General features: G+C 57.2%; 18 protein-coding genes. 1 reads left to right on the forward strand and 17 read right to left on the reverse strand.

Annotated features, from left to right (window positions below; all coding sequences use genetic code 11):
- Position 1: 1 nt before the first annotated feature.
- Positions 2–520 (reverse strand): single-stranded DNA-binding protein, encoded by a 519-nt coding sequence (locus tag C6Y56_RS25575; RefSeq protein ID WP_003228709.1) that lies wholly within the window; start codon positions 518–520, stop codon positions 2–4.
- A 9-nt stretch (positions 521–529) separates the two neighbouring features.
- Entirely contained in the window at positions 530–1,927 is a 1,398-nt protein-coding gene (locus tag C6Y56_RS25580) for an MFS transporter (RefSeq protein ID WP_169432131.1), read from the reverse strand.
- A gap of 191 nt (positions 1,928–2,118) precedes the next feature.
- Here C6Y56_RS25580 and uvrA point away from each other — a divergent pair, with 191 nt between their 5' ends.
- Positions 2,119–4,953, forward strand: a complete 2,835-nt coding sequence (uvrA, locus tag C6Y56_RS25585; protein WP_169432132.1) for an excinuclease ABC subunit UvrA — start codon at positions 2,119–2,121, stop codon at positions 4,951–4,953.
- A gap of 65 nt (positions 4,954–5,018) precedes the next feature.
- Here the strand turns inward: uvrA and bfr are convergent, their stop codons facing one another.
- The 15 genes from bfr to rpsH all read right to left on the reverse strand — a co-directional run bounded on the left by bfr (position 5,019) and on the right by rpsH (position 14,223).
- The gene (gene bfr / locus C6Y56_RS25590; RefSeq protein WP_065259514.1) at positions 5,019–5,486 is read right to left on the reverse strand and encodes a bacterioferritin; all 468 of its coding nucleotides are present in this window, start codon (positions 5,484–5,486) and stop codon (positions 5,019–5,021) included.
- Positions 5,487–5,635: 149 nt separating this feature from the next.
- Entirely contained in the window at positions 5,636–7,090 is a 1,455-nt protein-coding gene (locus C6Y56_RS25595) for a catalase (RefSeq protein ID WP_169432133.1), read from the reverse strand.
- 237 nt (positions 7,091–7,327) lie between these two features.
- Positions 7,328–7,714, reverse strand: a complete 387-nt coding sequence (gene rplQ / locus C6Y56_RS25600; protein WP_007955635.1) for a 50S ribosomal protein L17 — start codon at positions 7,712–7,714, stop codon at positions 7,328–7,330.
- Positions 7,715–7,756: 42 nt separating this feature from the next.
- On the reverse strand, positions 7,757–8,758 hold the full coding sequence (locus tag C6Y56_RS25605) for a DNA-directed RNA polymerase subunit alpha (RefSeq protein ID WP_003186012.1): 1,002 nt from the start codon (positions 8,756–8,758) through the stop codon (positions 7,757–7,759).
- A gap of 22 nt (positions 8,759–8,780) precedes the next feature.
- Positions 8,781–9,401 carry a 30S ribosomal protein S4 gene (gene rpsD, locus C6Y56_RS25610; RefSeq protein WP_003176404.1) on the reverse strand — a complete coding sequence of 207 codons (621 nt, stop codon included), beginning with the start codon at positions 9,399–9,401 and terminating at the stop codon, positions 8,781–8,783.
- An 18-nt stretch (positions 9,402–9,419) separates the two neighbouring features.
- A complete protein-coding gene (gene rpsK, locus C6Y56_RS25615; protein ID WP_002555466.1) occupies positions 9,420–9,809 on the reverse strand; it encodes a 30S ribosomal protein S11 in 390 nt (129 codons plus the stop codon).
- A 30-nt stretch (positions 9,810–9,839) separates the two neighbouring features.
- Positions 9,840–10,196, reverse strand: coding sequence for a 30S ribosomal protein S13 (rpsM, locus tag C6Y56_RS25620; RefSeq protein WP_003186020.1), 357 nt, complete (start codon positions 10,194–10,196; stop codon positions 9,840–9,842).
- Positions 10,197–10,326: 130 nt separating this feature from the next.
- Positions 10,327–10,443: a 50S ribosomal protein L36 gene (gene rpmJ, locus C6Y56_RS25625; RefSeq protein WP_002555468.1), complete on the reverse strand. Its 117-nt coding sequence runs from the start codon at positions 10,441–10,443 to the stop codon at positions 10,327–10,329.
- 27 nt (positions 10,444–10,470) lie between these two features.
- Positions 10,471–11,799: a preprotein translocase subunit SecY gene (gene secY, locus C6Y56_RS25630; protein ID WP_003228718.1), complete on the reverse strand. Its 1,329-nt coding sequence runs from the start codon at positions 11,797–11,799 to the stop codon at positions 10,471–10,473.
- The gene (gene rplO, locus C6Y56_RS25635; protein WP_003228720.1) at positions 11,800–12,237 is read right to left on the reverse strand and encodes a 50S ribosomal protein L15; all 438 of its coding nucleotides are present in this window, start codon (positions 12,235–12,237) and stop codon (positions 11,800–11,802) included.
- 3 nt (positions 12,238–12,240) lie between these two features.
- Complete coding sequence (rpmD, locus tag C6Y56_RS25640) at positions 12,241–12,417, reverse strand: 50S ribosomal protein L30 (RefSeq protein ID WP_003176408.1); 177 nt, start codon at positions 12,415–12,417, stop codon at positions 12,241–12,243.
- 2 nt (positions 12,418–12,419) lie between these two features.
- Positions 12,420–12,920, reverse strand: a complete 501-nt coding sequence (gene rpsE, locus C6Y56_RS25645; RefSeq protein WP_007955637.1) for a 30S ribosomal protein S5 — start codon at positions 12,918–12,920, stop codon at positions 12,420–12,422.
- A gap of 3 nt (positions 12,921–12,923) precedes the next feature.
- Positions 12,924–13,274 carry a 50S ribosomal protein L18 gene (gene rplR / locus C6Y56_RS25650; RefSeq protein ID WP_022641372.1) on the reverse strand — a complete coding sequence of 117 codons (351 nt, stop codon included), beginning with the start codon at positions 13,272–13,274 and terminating at the stop codon, positions 12,924–12,926.
- Between the two features lie 10 nt (positions 13,275–13,284).
- A complete protein-coding gene (rplF, locus tag C6Y56_RS25655; RefSeq protein ID WP_065259511.1) occupies positions 13,285–13,818 on the reverse strand; it encodes a 50S ribosomal protein L6 in 534 nt (177 codons plus the stop codon).
- A gap of 12 nt (positions 13,819–13,830) precedes the next feature.
- Positions 13,831–14,223, reverse strand: a complete 393-nt coding sequence (gene rpsH, locus C6Y56_RS25660) for a 30S ribosomal protein S8 (RefSeq protein ID WP_011336171.1) — start codon at positions 14,221–14,223, stop codon at positions 13,831–13,833.
- Between the last annotated feature and the right edge of the window lie 204 nt (positions 14,224–14,427).

Here is a 14,427-nt window from a genome sequence, read left to right on the forward strand (position 1 = left end):
ATCAGAACGGAATGTCGTCATCGAAGCTGTCGAAATCCGGGGCTGGTTGCGGTGCGGCTTGCTGTGGAGCCGGGGCCGAACGCTGCTGAGGAGCCGACTGCTGCGGACGCGGAGCCTGTTGGCGTGGCGCCTGCTGCTGATAGTTGTTGCCACCGCCTTGCTGGTCGCCCTGCTGTGGACGGCCGCCGAGCAGTTGCATGGTGCCTTGCATGTCGACCACGATTTCGGTGGTGTAACGCTTGATACCGTCTTTTTCCCACTCGCGGGTCTGCAGCTTGCCTTCGATGTACACCTGCGAACCCTTGCGCAGGTATTCGCCGGCGATTTCGGCAACCTTGCCGAACATCGATACGCGGTGCCACTCGGTCTTCTCGACCTTCTGACCAGTCTGCTTGTCGGTCCACTGTTCGCTGGTTGCCAGACTCAGGTTGGTCACGGCGTTACCGTTAGGCAAGTAGCGAACTTCGGGATCCTGGCCGCAAGTGCCGACCAATATGACTTTGTTAACCCCACGGGCCATAACGTTCTCCTAGGCTTCGCAAGCAGCCTCGGCCGGGTTGTTCACCAGGCGTTCGAGGGTGTCGCGATCCACTAATTCTTTATCCAGTTTGATGTAAACAGCCGCCTCATCGGCGACTATCACTGCATCTGTTACCCCCACGAGGGCCCTGAGGCGCTCGACCAGACCCGCTTCGCGGATCGCCTCGGGCGACAACGGCAAGCGCAGGCTCGTCACGTAGGGAGGTTCGCGCATGGTAACAGCAAAGGCCAGCCAGATGGCAGCCAGCCCGGCACATCCTAGGAACACAACCGACAGACCGCCATGCTGGAACATCCAGCCGCCGAGAATCCCGCCGAGTGCCGAACCGAGGAACTGGCTGGTGGAGTACACGCCCATCGCCGTGCCCTTGCCACCTGCCGGTGAAACCTTGCTGATCAGCGACGGCAGCGAAGCTTCCAGCAGATTGAACGCGGTAAAGAACACCACCGTCCCGATCACCAGAGCCCGCAGGCTGTCACCGAACTGCCAGAAGAATAGCTCAGTGAGCATCAACGTCATGACGGCGCCGAGCAAAACTCGTTTCATTTTGCGTTTCTTCTCGCCATAGATGATGAACGGGATCATGGCGAAGAACGAGATCAGCAAGGCTGTGAGATAGACCCACCAGTGCTGTTCCTTGGGCAGCCCGGCTTTTTCCACCAGGGCCAGGGGCAGCGCGACGAAGCTCGACATCAACATCGCATGTAATACAAAAATGCCCAGATCCAGGCGCAGCAGGTCCGGGTGCTTGAGCGTCGGCATCAATGCCTGACGCGCCACACCGGATTCCCGATGACTCAGCGGCCCGGTGGACTTCGGCACCATGAACAGCACGATCACGATCCCGACCAGCGCCATGCCGCCGGTGGCCAGGAACAGGCCGGAAAGTCCAAATGCGCGAGTCAGCAACGGGCCGACCACCATGGCCACGGCAAACGACAGGCCGATGGTCATGCCGATCATCGCCATCGCTTTGGTGCGGTGCTGTTCGCGGGTCAGGTCGGAAAGCAGTGCCATGACCGCAGCGGAAATCGCCCCGGCGCCTTGCAGGACACGACCGGCGATCACGCCCCAGATCGAATCGGCCTGGGCCGCCAGCACGCTGCCGAGGGCGAAGACGATCAGTCCCAGGTAAATCACCGGACGACGGCCGATACGGTCGGAAATGATCCCGAACGGAATCTGGAAAATCGCCTGGGTCAGGCCGTAAGCGCCAATCGCCAGCCCGATGAGGGCCGGGGTCGCTCCCGCCAGATCCATGCCATAGGTTGCCAGCACCGGCAGCACCATGAACATGCCAAGCATACGGAAGGCGAACACCAGGGCCAGACCGCTCGCCGCGCGGGTCTCGCTGCCACTCATGCGTTCGCTGTGGGGATCGTGCATGGAAAAACCTCGTGTGAACCGGCGGCGATTCTACCAGTCCCATCGAAAGACGGGGTATATCGCGACGCTATGACGCGTATAGATGAAACTCTCTTCATGCAAGGCAGAAAACCCTTCATTTGATAGTGTGCATCCATCCAGTATTTGGCCGTATACTCCTGTGTTTTCGACGCCCGCCGAGCGAGGCCATTTTGGACAAGATCCTGATTCGTGGGGCCCGCACCCACAACCTGAAGAACATCGACCTGACCCTGCCACGGGACAAACTGATCGTCATCACCGGCCTGTCCGGATCCGGCAAGTCGTCCCTGGCCTTCGACACGCTGTACGCCGAAGGTCAGCGCCGCTATGTCGAATCCCTGTCGGCCTATGCCCGGCAGTTCCTGTCGATGATGGAAAAACCCGACGTCGACACCATCGAAGGCCTGTCGCCGGCGATCTCCATCGAACAGAAGTCGACCTCGCACAACCCGCGTTCCACGGTCGGCACCATCACCGAAATCTACGACTACCTGCGCCTGCTTTATGCCCGCGTCGGTACGCCGCGCTGCCCGGATCACGACATTCCGCTGGAAGCGCAGACCGTCAGCCAGATGGTCGACCTGGTGCTGGCACAGCCGGAAGGCAGCAAGCTGATGTTGCTGGCACCGGTGATCCGAGAGCGCAAGGGCGAGCATCTGTCGGTATTCGAGGAACTGCGTGCCCAGGGCTTCGTCCGGGCCCGGGTCAACGGCCGGCTCTGCGAGCTGGACGAGCTGCCGAAACTGGATAAACAGAAGAAGCACTCGATCGAGGTGGTAGTCGACCGTTTCAAGGTTCGCGCCGATCTGCAGCAACGTCTGGCCGAGTCCTTCGAGACCGCACTGAAACTGGCGGACGGCATCGCTCTCGTGGCACCGATGGACGACGAGCCGGGCGAAGAGATGATCTTCTCCGCGCGCTTCGCCTGCCCGATCTGCGGCCATGCGATCAGCGAGCTGGAACCCAAGCTGTTTTCCTTCAACAACCCGGCCGGCGCCTGTCCGACCTGCGACGGTCTAGGGGTGAAACAGTTCTTCGACATCAAACGACTGGTCAACGGTGAACTGACGCTGGCCGAAGGCGCAATACGCGGCTGGGACCGGCGCAACGTCTATTACTTCCAGATGCTTGGATCGCTGGCCGCACACTATGGCTTCAGCCTGGAAAAACCCTTCAACGAACTGCCGGCCGATCAGCAGAAACACATTCTGCATGGCAGCGGCTCGCAGAATGTCGACTTCAAATACCTCAATGACCGCGGCGACATTGTCAAACGTTCGCACCCATTCGAGGGCATTGTGCCGAACCTCGAGCGTCGCTACCGCGAAACCGAATCGGCGAGCGTGCGCGAAGAACTGGCGAAGTTCCTCAGCACCCAGTCGTGCCCGGACTGTCGCGGCACCCGCCTGCGTCGTGAAGCGCGACATGTGTGGGTTGGCGAGAAAACCCTGCCGGCGGTGACCAACCTGCCGATCGGCGATGCCTGCAACTACTTCGGCGAGCTGAAGATGACCGGCCGCCGTGGCGAAATCGCCGACAAGATTCTCAAGGAAATCCGCGAGCGTCTGCAGTTCCTGGTCAACGTGGGCCTGGACTACCTGTCGCTTGATCGCAGCGCCGACACACTGTCCGGCGGCGAAGCACAGCGGATTCGTCTGGCCAGTCAGATCGGCGCGGGCCTGGTCGGGGTGCTGTACATCCTCGATGAGCCGTCCATCGGCCTGCACCAGCGTGACAATGATCGCCTGCTCGGCACCCTCAAGCATCTGCGCGATATCGGTAACACGGTGATCGTGGTCGAGCACGATGAAGACGCAATCCGTCTGGCCGACTACGTAGTGGATATCGGCCCTGGCGCCGGGGTCCATGGCGGGCAAATCGTCGCCGAAGGCACACCGGACGAAGTCATGGCCCACCCGGACTCGCTCACCGGCAAATACCTGTCGGGCCGAGTGAAGATCAAAGTGCCGGCCAAGCGCACACCGCGCAACAAGAAGCAGGTGCTGTCGCTCAAGGGCGCGCGGGGCAACAACCTGCGCAATGTCGACCTGGAGATCCCGATCGGCTTGCTGACTTGCGTGACCGGCGTTTCCGGCTCAGGCAAATCGACATTGATCAACAACACGCTGTTCCCGCTGAGCGCCACGGCACTCAATGGCGCGACCACTCTCGAAGCAGCAGCCCACGACAGCATCAAGGGCCTGGAGCATCTGGACAAGGTCGTCGATATCGACCAGAGCCCGATCGGTCGTACGCCACGCTCCAACCCGGCGACCTACACCGGCCTGTTCACGCCGATTCGCGAACTGTTTGCCGGCGTGCCGGAATCCCGCTCTCGTGGTTATGGCCCGGGGCGCTTTTCGTTCAACGTCAAGGGCGGTCGTTGCGAGGCTTGCCAGGGCGACGGTCTGATCAAGGTTGAAATGCACTTCCTGCCGGACATCTACGTCCCGTGCGACGTGTGCAAGAGCAAGCGCTATAACCGCGAAACCCTGGAGATCAAATACAAGGGCAAGAGCATCCACGAAACCCTCGAGATGACCATCGAGGAAGCGCGGGAGTTCTTCGACGCGGTGCCGGCACTGGCGCGCAAACTGCAGACGCTGATGGATGTGGGCCTGTCGTACATCAAGCTCGGGCAATCAGCCACGACACTGTCTGGTGGCGAAGCACAGCGGGTCAAGTTGTCCCGCGAGCTGTCCAAGCGCGATACCGGCAAGACCCTGTACATCCTCGACGAGCCGACCACCGGTCTGCACTTCGCAGATATCCAGCAACTGCTCGACGTACTGCATCGCCTGCGCGACCACGGCAACACCGTGGTGGTGATCGAGCACAACCTCGACGTGATCAAGACCGCCGACTGGCTGGTGGACCTTGGCCCCGAGGGAGGTTCGAAAGGTGGACAGATCATCGCCACCGGTACGCCGGAGGAAGTGGCCGAGATGAAACAGTCTCATACAGGTCATTACCTCAAGCCGCTGCTGATCCGCGATCGGGCCTGATCGCCGGGCATGAAAAAGCCCCTGTCACTTCGTCAGTGACAGGGGCTTTTTTGTATCTGACGCAATCAGGATGTGTGAGATTGCAGGTAGTTCTGAATGCCGATCAGCTTGATCAGGCCCAACTGCTTTTCAAGCCAGTAGGTATGATCTTCTTCAGTGTCGTGCAACTGAAGCTTGAGGATGTCACGGCTGACGTAGTCGCCATGCTTCTCGCACAGTTCAATGCCTTTGCACAGTGCAGCACGCACCTTGTACTCAAGACGCAGATCCGCTTCGAGCATGGTTTCCACTGTGGTGCCGACATCCAGGTCATCCGGACGCATGCGCGGGGTGCCTTCGAGCATCAGAATCCGGCGCATCAGCGCATCGGCATGACCGGCTTCCTCTTCCATCTCATGGTTGATTCGTTCGTAGAGCTTGGTGAATCCCCAGTCCTCATACATCCGCGAGTGAACGAAATATTGGTCACGGGCGGCCAGTTCGCCGGTCAGCAACGTGTTGAGGTAATCGATAACGTCTGGGTGGCCTTGCATCGCCCTACATCTCCCTTCTTGAAAGTCTGTAGTTTGAACCAACATGACTGCAAGGTCACTCACTTCGCGCAATAAAAGCGAAGATATTCTGAGAAAAGCAGGTTAAATAACGCAAAAACCGCCCCAATGAGGGCGGTTCTGCTTCTCGTTTAGACTTCGTTAAGCTGTACGTTGAGCAGCTTTGCGATTGCTTCTCCATACGCCGGATCGGCCTTGTGGAAATGCTGTAACTGGCGGTCGATGACATCACTGGAAACACCCGCCATGGCACCTGCGATATTGCCCACCAGCAGGGCTTTCTGCTCGTCGCTCATCAAACGGAACAGCGCGCCCGCATGGCTGTAGTAGTCGGCGTCTTCGCGATGATCGTAACGGTCAGCCGCACCGCTCAAGGCCAGTGCAGGTTCGGCGTAGTGTGGCGCTTGTTTCGGCGACTCTACGTAGCTGTTCGGCTCGTAATTCGGTGCCGCGCCACCGTTACTGCCAAAAGCCATCGAACCATCACGCTGGTAGGTGTTGACCGGGCTGCGCGGGGCGTTCACCGGCAGTTGCTGGTGATTGGTGCCTACGCGATAGCGATGCGCATCGGCATAGGCGAACACGCGACCTTGCAACATGCGGTCCGGTGAAAGACCGACACCCGGAACCATGTTGCTTGGACCGAACGCCGCCTGCTCGACTTCAGCAAAGTAGTTCAGCGGGTTGCGATTCAACTCCAGCTCACCGACTTCGATCAGCGGGAACTCTTTCTGCGACCAGGTCTTGGTCACGTCGAACGGGTTCTCGTAATGCGCCGCGGCCTGGGCTTCGGTCATGATCTGGATGCACACCCGCCATTTCGGAAAATCACCGCGCTCGATAGCCTCGAACAGGTCACGCTGCGCGTAATCCGGATCAGTGCCCGCCAGGCGCGCTGCCTCAGCCGGCGCAAGGTTCTTGACCCCTTGCTTGGTCTTGTAATGCCACTTCACCCAGTGACGCTCGCCTTGAGCGTTGATCAGGCTGTACGTGTGACTGCCGAAACCGTGCATGTGGCGATAGCCGTCAGGAATGCCTCGGTCAGAAAACAGAATGGTGACCTGATGCAGCGCCTCGGGCGAGTGCGACCAGAAATCCCACATCATCTGCGCACTTTTCAGGTTGCTTTGCGGCAGGCGTTTCTGGGTGTGGATAAAGTCAGGGAATTTCAGCGGATCGCGAATGAAGAACACCGGTGTGTTGTTGCCAACAATGTCCCAGTTGCCTTCTTCGGTGTAGAACTTCAGGGCGAATCCACGAGGGTCACGCTCGGTGTCGGCCGATCCGCGCTCACCGCCTACTGTGGAGAATCGCAGGAAAGTCGGGGTCTGCTTGCCTACGGCAGAGAACAGCCTGGCGCTGGTGTACTGCGTGATATCGCGAGTGACGGTGAAAGTACCGTAGGCGCCCGAACCCTTGGCATGCACGCGGCGCTCAGGAATGTTTTCGCGGTTGAAATGGGCAAGCTTCTCGATCAAGTGAAAGTCATCGAGCAACAACGGACCACGCGGCCCAGCGGAGCGGGAGTTCTGGTTGTCGGCGACTGGCGCGCCGCTGGCAGTCGTAAGCGTCTTGTTCTGGCTCATGCGATCTTCGTCCTCTGTAGTCTTGAACTGCCGGCTAATCGGCTTGTTGGGGAGTATCGATCATCAACATGACAGCCACAAATTCATTAACTTATGGCAGTCAATAGAAAAAAACTAACGAAAGATCCCCACACATAGTGCAGACCCAGACAGGGTAGAAGCTTGTACGAACCGCGCATTTCTTACGGGCACAAAAAACCGGGCACTAGGCCCGGTTCTTTGTTTCAGACTGACGTCTTACTCAGCGGATACAGCTTCACCGCCAACAGCACGATCAACCAGTTCGACGTACGCCATAGGCGCGTTGTCGCCAGCGCGGAAACCGCACTTGAGGATGCGCAGGTAGCCACCCTCACGGGTAGCGTAACGCTTGCCCAGGTCGTTGAAGAGCTTACCAACGATAGCTTTCGAACGAGTACGGTCGAAAGCCAGACGACGGTTAGCAACGCTGTCTGTCTTGGCCAGAGTGATCAGCGGCTCGGCAACGCGGCGCAGTTCTTTGGCTTTTGGCAGAGTAGTTTTGATCAGCTCGTGCTCGAACAGCGACACAGCCATGTTTTGGAACATGGCCTTGCGGTGCGAGCTGGTGCGGCTCAGGTGGCGACCACTTTTACGATGACGCATGGTTCATTCCTTACCAAACACTACGTTCGGTGATTACGACGATCAGGCAGTCGCCTTGTCGTCCTTCTTAAGACTTGCAGGCGGCCAGTTGTCGAGGCGCATGCCGAGGGACAGACCGCGGGAGGCCAGAACGTCCTTGATTTCAGTCAAGGATTTCTTGCCCAGGTTCGGAGTCTTCAACAGCTCTACTTCGGTACGCTGAATCAGGTCACCGATGTAGTAGATGTTTTCCGCCTTAAGGCAGTTAGCCGAACGTACAGTCAGTTCCAGATCGTCAACCGGGCGAAGCAGGATCGGATCGATCTCGTCTTCCTGCTCGACAACCACTGGCTCACTGTCACCTTTGAGGTCGACGAACGCAGCCAACTGCTGTTGCAGAATGGTTGCAGCACGACGGATAGCCTCTTCAGGATCCAGAGTACCGTTGGTTTCCAGATCAATAACCAGCTTGTCCAGGTTGGTACGCTGTTCGACACGGGCGTTTTCCACCACGTATGCGATACGGCGAACCGGGCTGAACGAAGAGTCGAGCTGCAAGCGACCGATGCTGCGGCTTTCGTCTTCATCGCTCTGACGCGAGTCGGCTGGTTCATAACCACGACCACGAGCTACGGTGAGCTTCATGTTCAGGGCGCCGTTAGACGCCAGGTTAGCGATTACGTGATCGGGATTAACGATCTCGACATCATGATCCAGCTGAATATCGGCAGCGGTAACCACCCCCGAACCCTTCTTCGACAAGGTCAGCGTAACTTCGTCACGGCCGTGCAGCTTGATAGCCAGACCTTTAAGGTTCAACAGGATTTCAATTACGTCTTCCTGTACACCTTCGATGGCGCTGTACTCGTGGAGCACACCGTCAATCTCGGCCTCGACTACTGCGCAGCCGGGCATTGAGGACAACAGGATGCGGCGCAGCGCGTTGCCCAGGGTGTGGCCGAAACCACGCTCGAGAGGCTCGAGAGTGATCTTGGCGCGGGTTGGACTGACAACCTGCACATCAATATGGCGGGGTGTCAGGAACTCATTTACCGAAATCTGCATGGATGCACCTATTTTCTAGCCCTTACTTGGAGTAGAGCTCGACAATCAGGCTTTCGTTGATGTCGGCGGACAGATCACTGCGAGCAGGAACGTTCTTGAAAACGCCCGACTTCTTCTCAGTGTCTACTTCTACCCACTCTACGCGGCCACGTTGAGCACACAGATCGAGAGCTTGGACAATGCGAAGTTGATTTTTTGCTTTCTCGCGAACAGCGACCACGTCACCAGCACGAACCTGGTAGGAAGGAACGTTTACGGTCTGACCGTTAACGCTGATCGACTTGTGCGATACCAGCTGACGGGATTCGGCACGAGTCGAACCAAAGCCCATACGGTATACGACGTTGTCCAGACGGCATTCGAGCAGTTGCAGCAGGTTTTCACCGGTTGCACCTTTCTTGCCAGCAGCTTCTTTGTAGTAGCCGCTGAACTGACGCTCGAGAACGCCGTAGATACGACGAACCTTCTGCTTCTCACGCAGTTGGGTGCCGTAGTCGGACTGGCGACCGCGGCGTTGGCCGTGGATACCAGGTGCTGCTTCAATGTTGCACTTCGATTCGATCGCGCGCACGCCGCTCTTCAGGAAGAGATCGGTGCCTTCGCGACGAGCGAGTTTGCATTTTGGACCAATGTAACGAGCCATTCTTTACAATCTCCTGGATTACACGCGGCGCTTCTTCGGCGGACGGCACCCGTTGTGCGGGATTGGCGTCACGTCGGTGATGCTGGCGATCTTGTAGCCACAGCCGTTCAAAGCGCGGACTGCGGATTCACGACCTGGACCTGGGCCCTTGACGTTTACGTCGAGGTTTTTCAGGCCGTATTCCAGCGCAGCTTGACCAGCACGCTCAGCAGCTACTTGAGCAGCGAACGGGGTGGACTTGCGGGAACCGCGGAAACCCGAACCACCGGAGGTAGCCCAGGAAAGAGCGTTACCTTGACGGTCGGTAATGGTCACGATGGTGTTGTTAAAAGAAGCATGGATGTGGGCGATGCCATCAACCACTGTCTTTTTAACTTTTTTACGAGGACGAGCAGCAGGTTTTGCCATGATTAAATTCCTGTCGATTCGCTGGGGCGATTACTTGCGGATCGGCTTACGCGGACCTTTACGGGTACGCGCGTTGGTCTTGGTACGCTGACCGCGTACTGGCAGACCACGACGATGACGCAGACCGCGATAGCAACCGAGGTCCATCAAGCGCTTGATTTTCATGTTGATTTCGCGACGCAGATCACCTTCAGTGGTGAACTTCGCCACTTCGCCACGCAGCTGTTCAATTTGCTCGTCGCTCAGATCCTTGATCTTTGCTGCTGGGTTTACCCCAGTCACTGCACAGATTTTCTGCGCAGTAGTGCGACCAACACCATAGATGTAGGTCAGCGAGATAACAGTATGCTTGTTATCTGGAATGTTAACGCCTGCAATACGGGCCATTCAGTGGGACTCCAATTGACAGCTACCTACGCCCCGGAAGCCAAGAAATAGGGCGCGAGATAATATCGCTGTAATAACAAATAATCAACCCGGCAGCGCACTAGCTGCCGGGCTTGAAGCACAATCACACTCAGCCTTGGCGCTGTTTGTGACGCGGTTCCGCGCTGCAAATTACTCGAACAACACCTTCGCGGCGAATAATCTTGCAGTTACGGCACAGCTTTTTCACCGATGCACGAACTTTCATCACCAACTCCTCGAACCTTATGGGTACTCAGCGCAACATGCCGCTGCCGTAACCCTTCAGGTTGGCTTTCTTCATCAGGGATTCGTACTGGTGCGAAACGAGGTGCGATTGTACTTGGGACATGAAGTCCATCACAACCACGACCACGATCAGCAACGAGGTCCCGCCAAGGTAGAACGGAACGTTTGCTGCAACCACCAGAAACTGGGGCAACAGGCACACGGCCGTCATGTAAAGAGCACCGAACATGGTCAAGCGAGTCAGAACGCCATCAATGTAGCGCGCAGACTGCTCACCTGGACGGATGCCCGGAATAAAGGCACCGGACTTCTTCAGGTTTTCCGCTACGTCTTTCGGATTGAACATCAACGCCGTATAGAAGAAGCAGAAGAAAATAATCCCTGCACTAAACAGCAGAATATTCAACGGCTGACCAGGAGCGATCGACTGCGAGATGTCCTGCAACCAGCCCATACCTTCAGACTGACCAAACCAGGCACCCAACGAAGCCGGGAACAGCAAAATGCTGCTCGCGAAAATAGCCGGAATAACACCGGCCATGTTCACCTTCAGCGGCAAGTGGCTAGTCTGCGCAGCGAAAACCTTGCGGCCTTGCTGACGCTTGGCGTAGTGAACAGCGATACGACGCTGACCACGCTCAATGAACACCACGAAACCGATAATCGCTACTGCCAGCAAACCGATGGCAACCAGGGCGAAGATATTGATATCACCCTGACGCGCAGACTCGAAAGACTGCCCGATTGCTCTCGGAAGACCGGCGACGATACCCGAAAAAATCAACATCGAGATACCGTTGCCTACACCACGCTCAGTAATCTGCTCACCCAGCCACATCATGAACATCGCACCGGCCACAAACGTGGATACCGCGACGAAATGGAAGCCAAAGTCACCAGTGAACGCAACGCCCTGCCCTGCCAGACCAATGGACATGCCAATGGCCTGGACGAGAGCGAGGACGACGGTGCCGTAGCGGGTGTACTGGCTGATCTTGCGACGGCCAGCTTCACCTTCCTTCTTCAACTGCTCCAGCTGCGGGCTGACGGCGGTCATCAGCTGCATGATGATCGATGCCGAAATGTACGGCATGATCCCCAGTGCAAAGATGCTCATCCGCTCCAGCGCGCCGCCGGAAAACATGTTGAACAAGCTAAGAATGGTCCCCTCATTCTGTCGAAACAGGTCCGCGAGTCGGTCCGGGTTGATACCTGGAACCGGGATGTGTGCGCCTATTCGGTAGACGATAATCGCCAGGAACAGAAAACGCAGACGAGCCCAGAGTTCAGACATACCGCCTTTGCCGAGCGCAGAGAGAGCACCTTGCTTAGCCATTTATTCCTCGAACTTGCCGCCAGCTGCTTCGATAGCCGCACGCGCACCTTTGGTGGCGCCGATTCCCTTGCCGATAGTGACAGCGCGAGTCACTTCACCGGACAGCATGATTTTCACACGCTGTACGTTGACGTTGATCACGTTGGCATCTTTCAGGGACTGCACAGTGACGATGTCGCCTTCCACTTTAGCCAGCTCGGACAGACGCACTTCTGCGCGATCCATGGCCTTCAGGGAAACGAAACCGAACTTCGGCAGGCGACGATGCAGCGGCTGTTGACCGCCTTCAAAGCCTGGAGCAATGGTGCCACCGGAGCGAGAGGTCTGACCTTTGTGACCACGGCCACCAGTCTTACCCAAACCACTACCGATACCACGGCCCGGACGATGCTTTTCGCGACGGGAACCCGGCGCTGGACTCAGATCATTGAGTTTCATCGATTAACCCTCGACACGCAGCATGTAGTAAGCCTTGTTGATCATCCCGCGATTCTCGGGAGTATCCTGGACTTCTACAGTGTGACCGATGCGACGCAGACCCAGACCCTTAACGCACAGTTTGTGGTTAGGGATGCGGCCGGTCATGCTTTTGATCAGCGTAACTTTAACGGTAGCCATGATTACTTGATCTCCTCAACACGCAGGCCACGCTTGGCTGCAATGGATTCAGGAGACTGCATGGCTTTCAGACCCTTGAAAGTGGCGTGAACCACGTTTACAGGGTTAGTCGAGCCGTAGCACTTGGCCAGAACGTTCTGAACGCCAGCAACTTCGAGGACAGCACGCATAGCGCCGCCAGCGATGATACCGGTACCTTCAGAAGCAGGCTGCATGTACACCTTCGAAGCGCCGTGAGCGGACTTCATTGCGTACTGCAGGGTAGTGCCGTTCAGATCAACCTGGATCATGTTGCGGCGAGCAGCTTCCATTGCCTTCTGGATCGCAGCAGGCACTTCACGCGACTTGCCACGGCCGAAGCCAACACGGCCCTTACCATCACCAACCACGGTCAACGCGGTGAAAGTGAAGATACGGCCACCTTTAACGGTTTTGGCTACGCGGTTAACTTGAACCAGCTTCTCGATGTAGCCTTCGTCGCGCTTTTGGTCGTTATTTGACATAACTTAGAACTCCAGCCCAGCTTCACGAGCAGCCTCAGCCAGCGCTTTTACGCGGCCGTGGTACTTGAAGCCAGAGCGGTCGAAAGCCACCTGCGAGACGCCAGCGGCCTTAGCACGCGTAGCGACCAGCTGGCCAACCTTAGTGGCCGCGTCGATGTTGCCAGTGGCGCCATCACGCAGTTCTTTATCCAAAGTCGAGGCACTTGCCAGGACTTTGTTGCCGTCGGCCGAAATGACCTGGGCGTAGATGTGCTGCGAAGAGCGGAACACGCAGAGACGCACGACTTCGAGTTCGTGCATTTTCAGGCGTGCTTTGCGAGCGCGACGCAGTCGAGTAACTTTTTTGTCGGTCATTTGCTATGCCCTACTTCTTCTTGGCTTCTTTACGACGGACGACTTCGTCCGCGTAGCGCACACCTTTGCCTTTGTACGGCTCTGGTGGACGGAAGTCGCGGATCTCGGCGGCCACTTGACCTACCAGCTGCTTGTCGATGCCCTTGATCAGGATATCGGTCTGGCTAGGAGTCTCAGCGGTGATGCCTTCCGGCAGTTCGTAATCCACTGGGTGCGAGAAGCCAAGAGCCAGGTTCAGCACCTGACCTTTTGCTTGCGCCTTGTAACCAACACCGACCAGCTGGAGCTTGCGCTCGAAGCCTTGGCTTACGCCCTGGACCATGTTGTTTACCAACGCACGAGTGGTACCGGCCATTGCGCGAGTCTGTTGATCGCCATTGCGAGCAGCAAAACGCAGCTCACCGGCTTCTTCAACGATCTCAACGGACGAATGGACGTTCAGTTCAAGAGTACCCTTGGCACCCTTCACCGAAAGCTGTTGGCCTGCGAATTTTACTTCGACACCGGCTGGCAGCTTAACGGGGTTCTTAGCGACGCGAGACATGCTTATCCCCCCTTAGAACACAGTGCAAAGAACTTCGCCGCCGACACCGGCAGCGCGCGCAGCACGATCAGTCATCACACCTTTGTTGGTGGAGACGATAGACACGCCGAGACCGCCACGTACTTTTGGCAGCTCTTCGACGGACTTGTACTGACGCAGGCCTGGACGGCTAACGCGCTTGACTTCTTCGATAACCGGACGGCCTTCGAAATATTTCAGCTCGATAGACAGCAGTGGTTTGGTTTCGCTGCTGATCTGATAACCCGCGATGTAACCTTCGTCCTTCAGGACTTTAGCTACAGCCACCTTCAACGTGGAAGAAGGCATGCTTACGACGGACTTTTCAGCCATCTGGGCATTACGGATTCGAGTTAGCATGTCCGCTAACGGGTCCTGCATACTCATGGGCTAGACGCTCCTAATACAGAAAAATTAGCCTCGCGGCTACTACTTGTCGCCGAGAAATTCCGGGCAGAAAAACACGGGCTCAGGCGAGCCGGTCATTCTAGACACACCCCAGAAATGAATCAAGCCCCAAAAGGGGCTTGATTCATTTTCAAGGCCACCGATGGTCAGGTTCTTGCGATCCTGACCATCGAGACTTTGACA

The sequence above is a fragment of the Pseudomonas fluorescens genome (genome assembly GCF_012974785.1).
Lineage (GTDB): Bacteria > Pseudomonadota > Gammaproteobacteria > Pseudomonadales > Pseudomonadaceae > Aquipseudomonas > Aquipseudomonas fluorescens_BT.

Bases quoted from the DNA above. Each gene is read 5' to 3' on its own strand.
- C6Y56_RS25575 (WP_003228709.1), bottom strand. From the start codon at position 520: ATGGCCCGTGGGGTTAACAAAGTCATATTGGTCGGCACTTGCGGCCAG.
- C6Y56_RS25580 (WP_169432131.1), bottom strand. From the start codon at position 1,927: ATGCACGATCCCCACAGCGAACGCATGAGTGGCAGCGAGACCCGCGCG.
- bfr (WP_065259514.1), bottom strand. From the start codon at position 5,486: ATGCAAGGCCACCCAGACGTTATCGATTACCTCAACACGTTGCTGACC.
- C6Y56_RS25595 (WP_169432133.1), bottom strand. From the start codon at position 7,090: ATGAGCCAGAACAAGACGCTTACGACTGCCAGCGGCGCGCCAGTCGCC.
- rplQ (WP_007955635.1), bottom strand. From the start codon at position 7,714: ATGCGTCATCGTAAAAGTGGTCGCCACCTGAGCCGCACCAGCTCGCAC.
- C6Y56_RS25605 (WP_003186012.1), bottom strand. From the start codon at position 8,758: ATGCAGATTTCGGTAAATGAGTTCCTGACACCCCGCCATATTGATGTG.
- rpsD (WP_003176404.1), bottom strand. From the start codon at position 9,401: ATGGCTCGTTACATTGGTCCAAAATGCAAACTCGCTCGTCGCGAAGGC.
- rpsK (WP_002555466.1), bottom strand. From the start codon at position 9,809: ATGGCAAAACCTGCTGCTCGTCCTCGTAAAAAAGTTAAAAAGACAGTG.
- rpsM (WP_003186020.1), bottom strand. From the start codon at position 10,196: ATGGCCCGTATTGCAGGCGTTAACATTCCAGATAACAAGCATACTGTT.
- rpmJ (WP_002555468.1), bottom strand. From the start codon at position 10,443: ATGAAAGTTCGTGCATCGGTGAAAAAGCTGTGCCGTAACTGCAAGATT.
- secY (WP_003228718.1), bottom strand. From the start codon at position 11,799: ATGGCTAAGCAAGGTGCTCTCTCTGCGCTCGGCAAAGGCGGTATGTCT.
- rplO (WP_003228720.1), bottom strand. From the start codon at position 12,237: ATGAAACTCAATGATCTGAGTCCAGCGCCGGGTTCCCGTCGCGAAAAG.
- rpmD (WP_003176408.1), bottom strand. From the start codon at position 12,417: ATGGCTACCGTTAAAGTTACGCTGATCAAAAGCATGACCGGCCGCATC.
- rpsE (WP_007955637.1), bottom strand. From the start codon at position 12,920: ATGTCAAATAACGACCAAAAGCGCGACGAAGGCTACATCGAGAAGCTG.
- rplR (WP_022641372.1), bottom strand. From the start codon at position 13,274: ATGACCGACAAAAAAGTTACTCGACTGCGTCGCGCTCGCAAAGCACGC.
- rplF (WP_065259511.1), bottom strand. From the start codon at position 13,818: ATGTCTCGCGTCGCTAAGAACCCCGTTAAGCTGCCAGCCGGTGTCGAA.
- rpsH (WP_011336171.1), bottom strand. From the start codon at position 14,223: ATGAGTATGCAGGACCCGTTAGCGGACATGCTAACTCGAATCCGTAAT.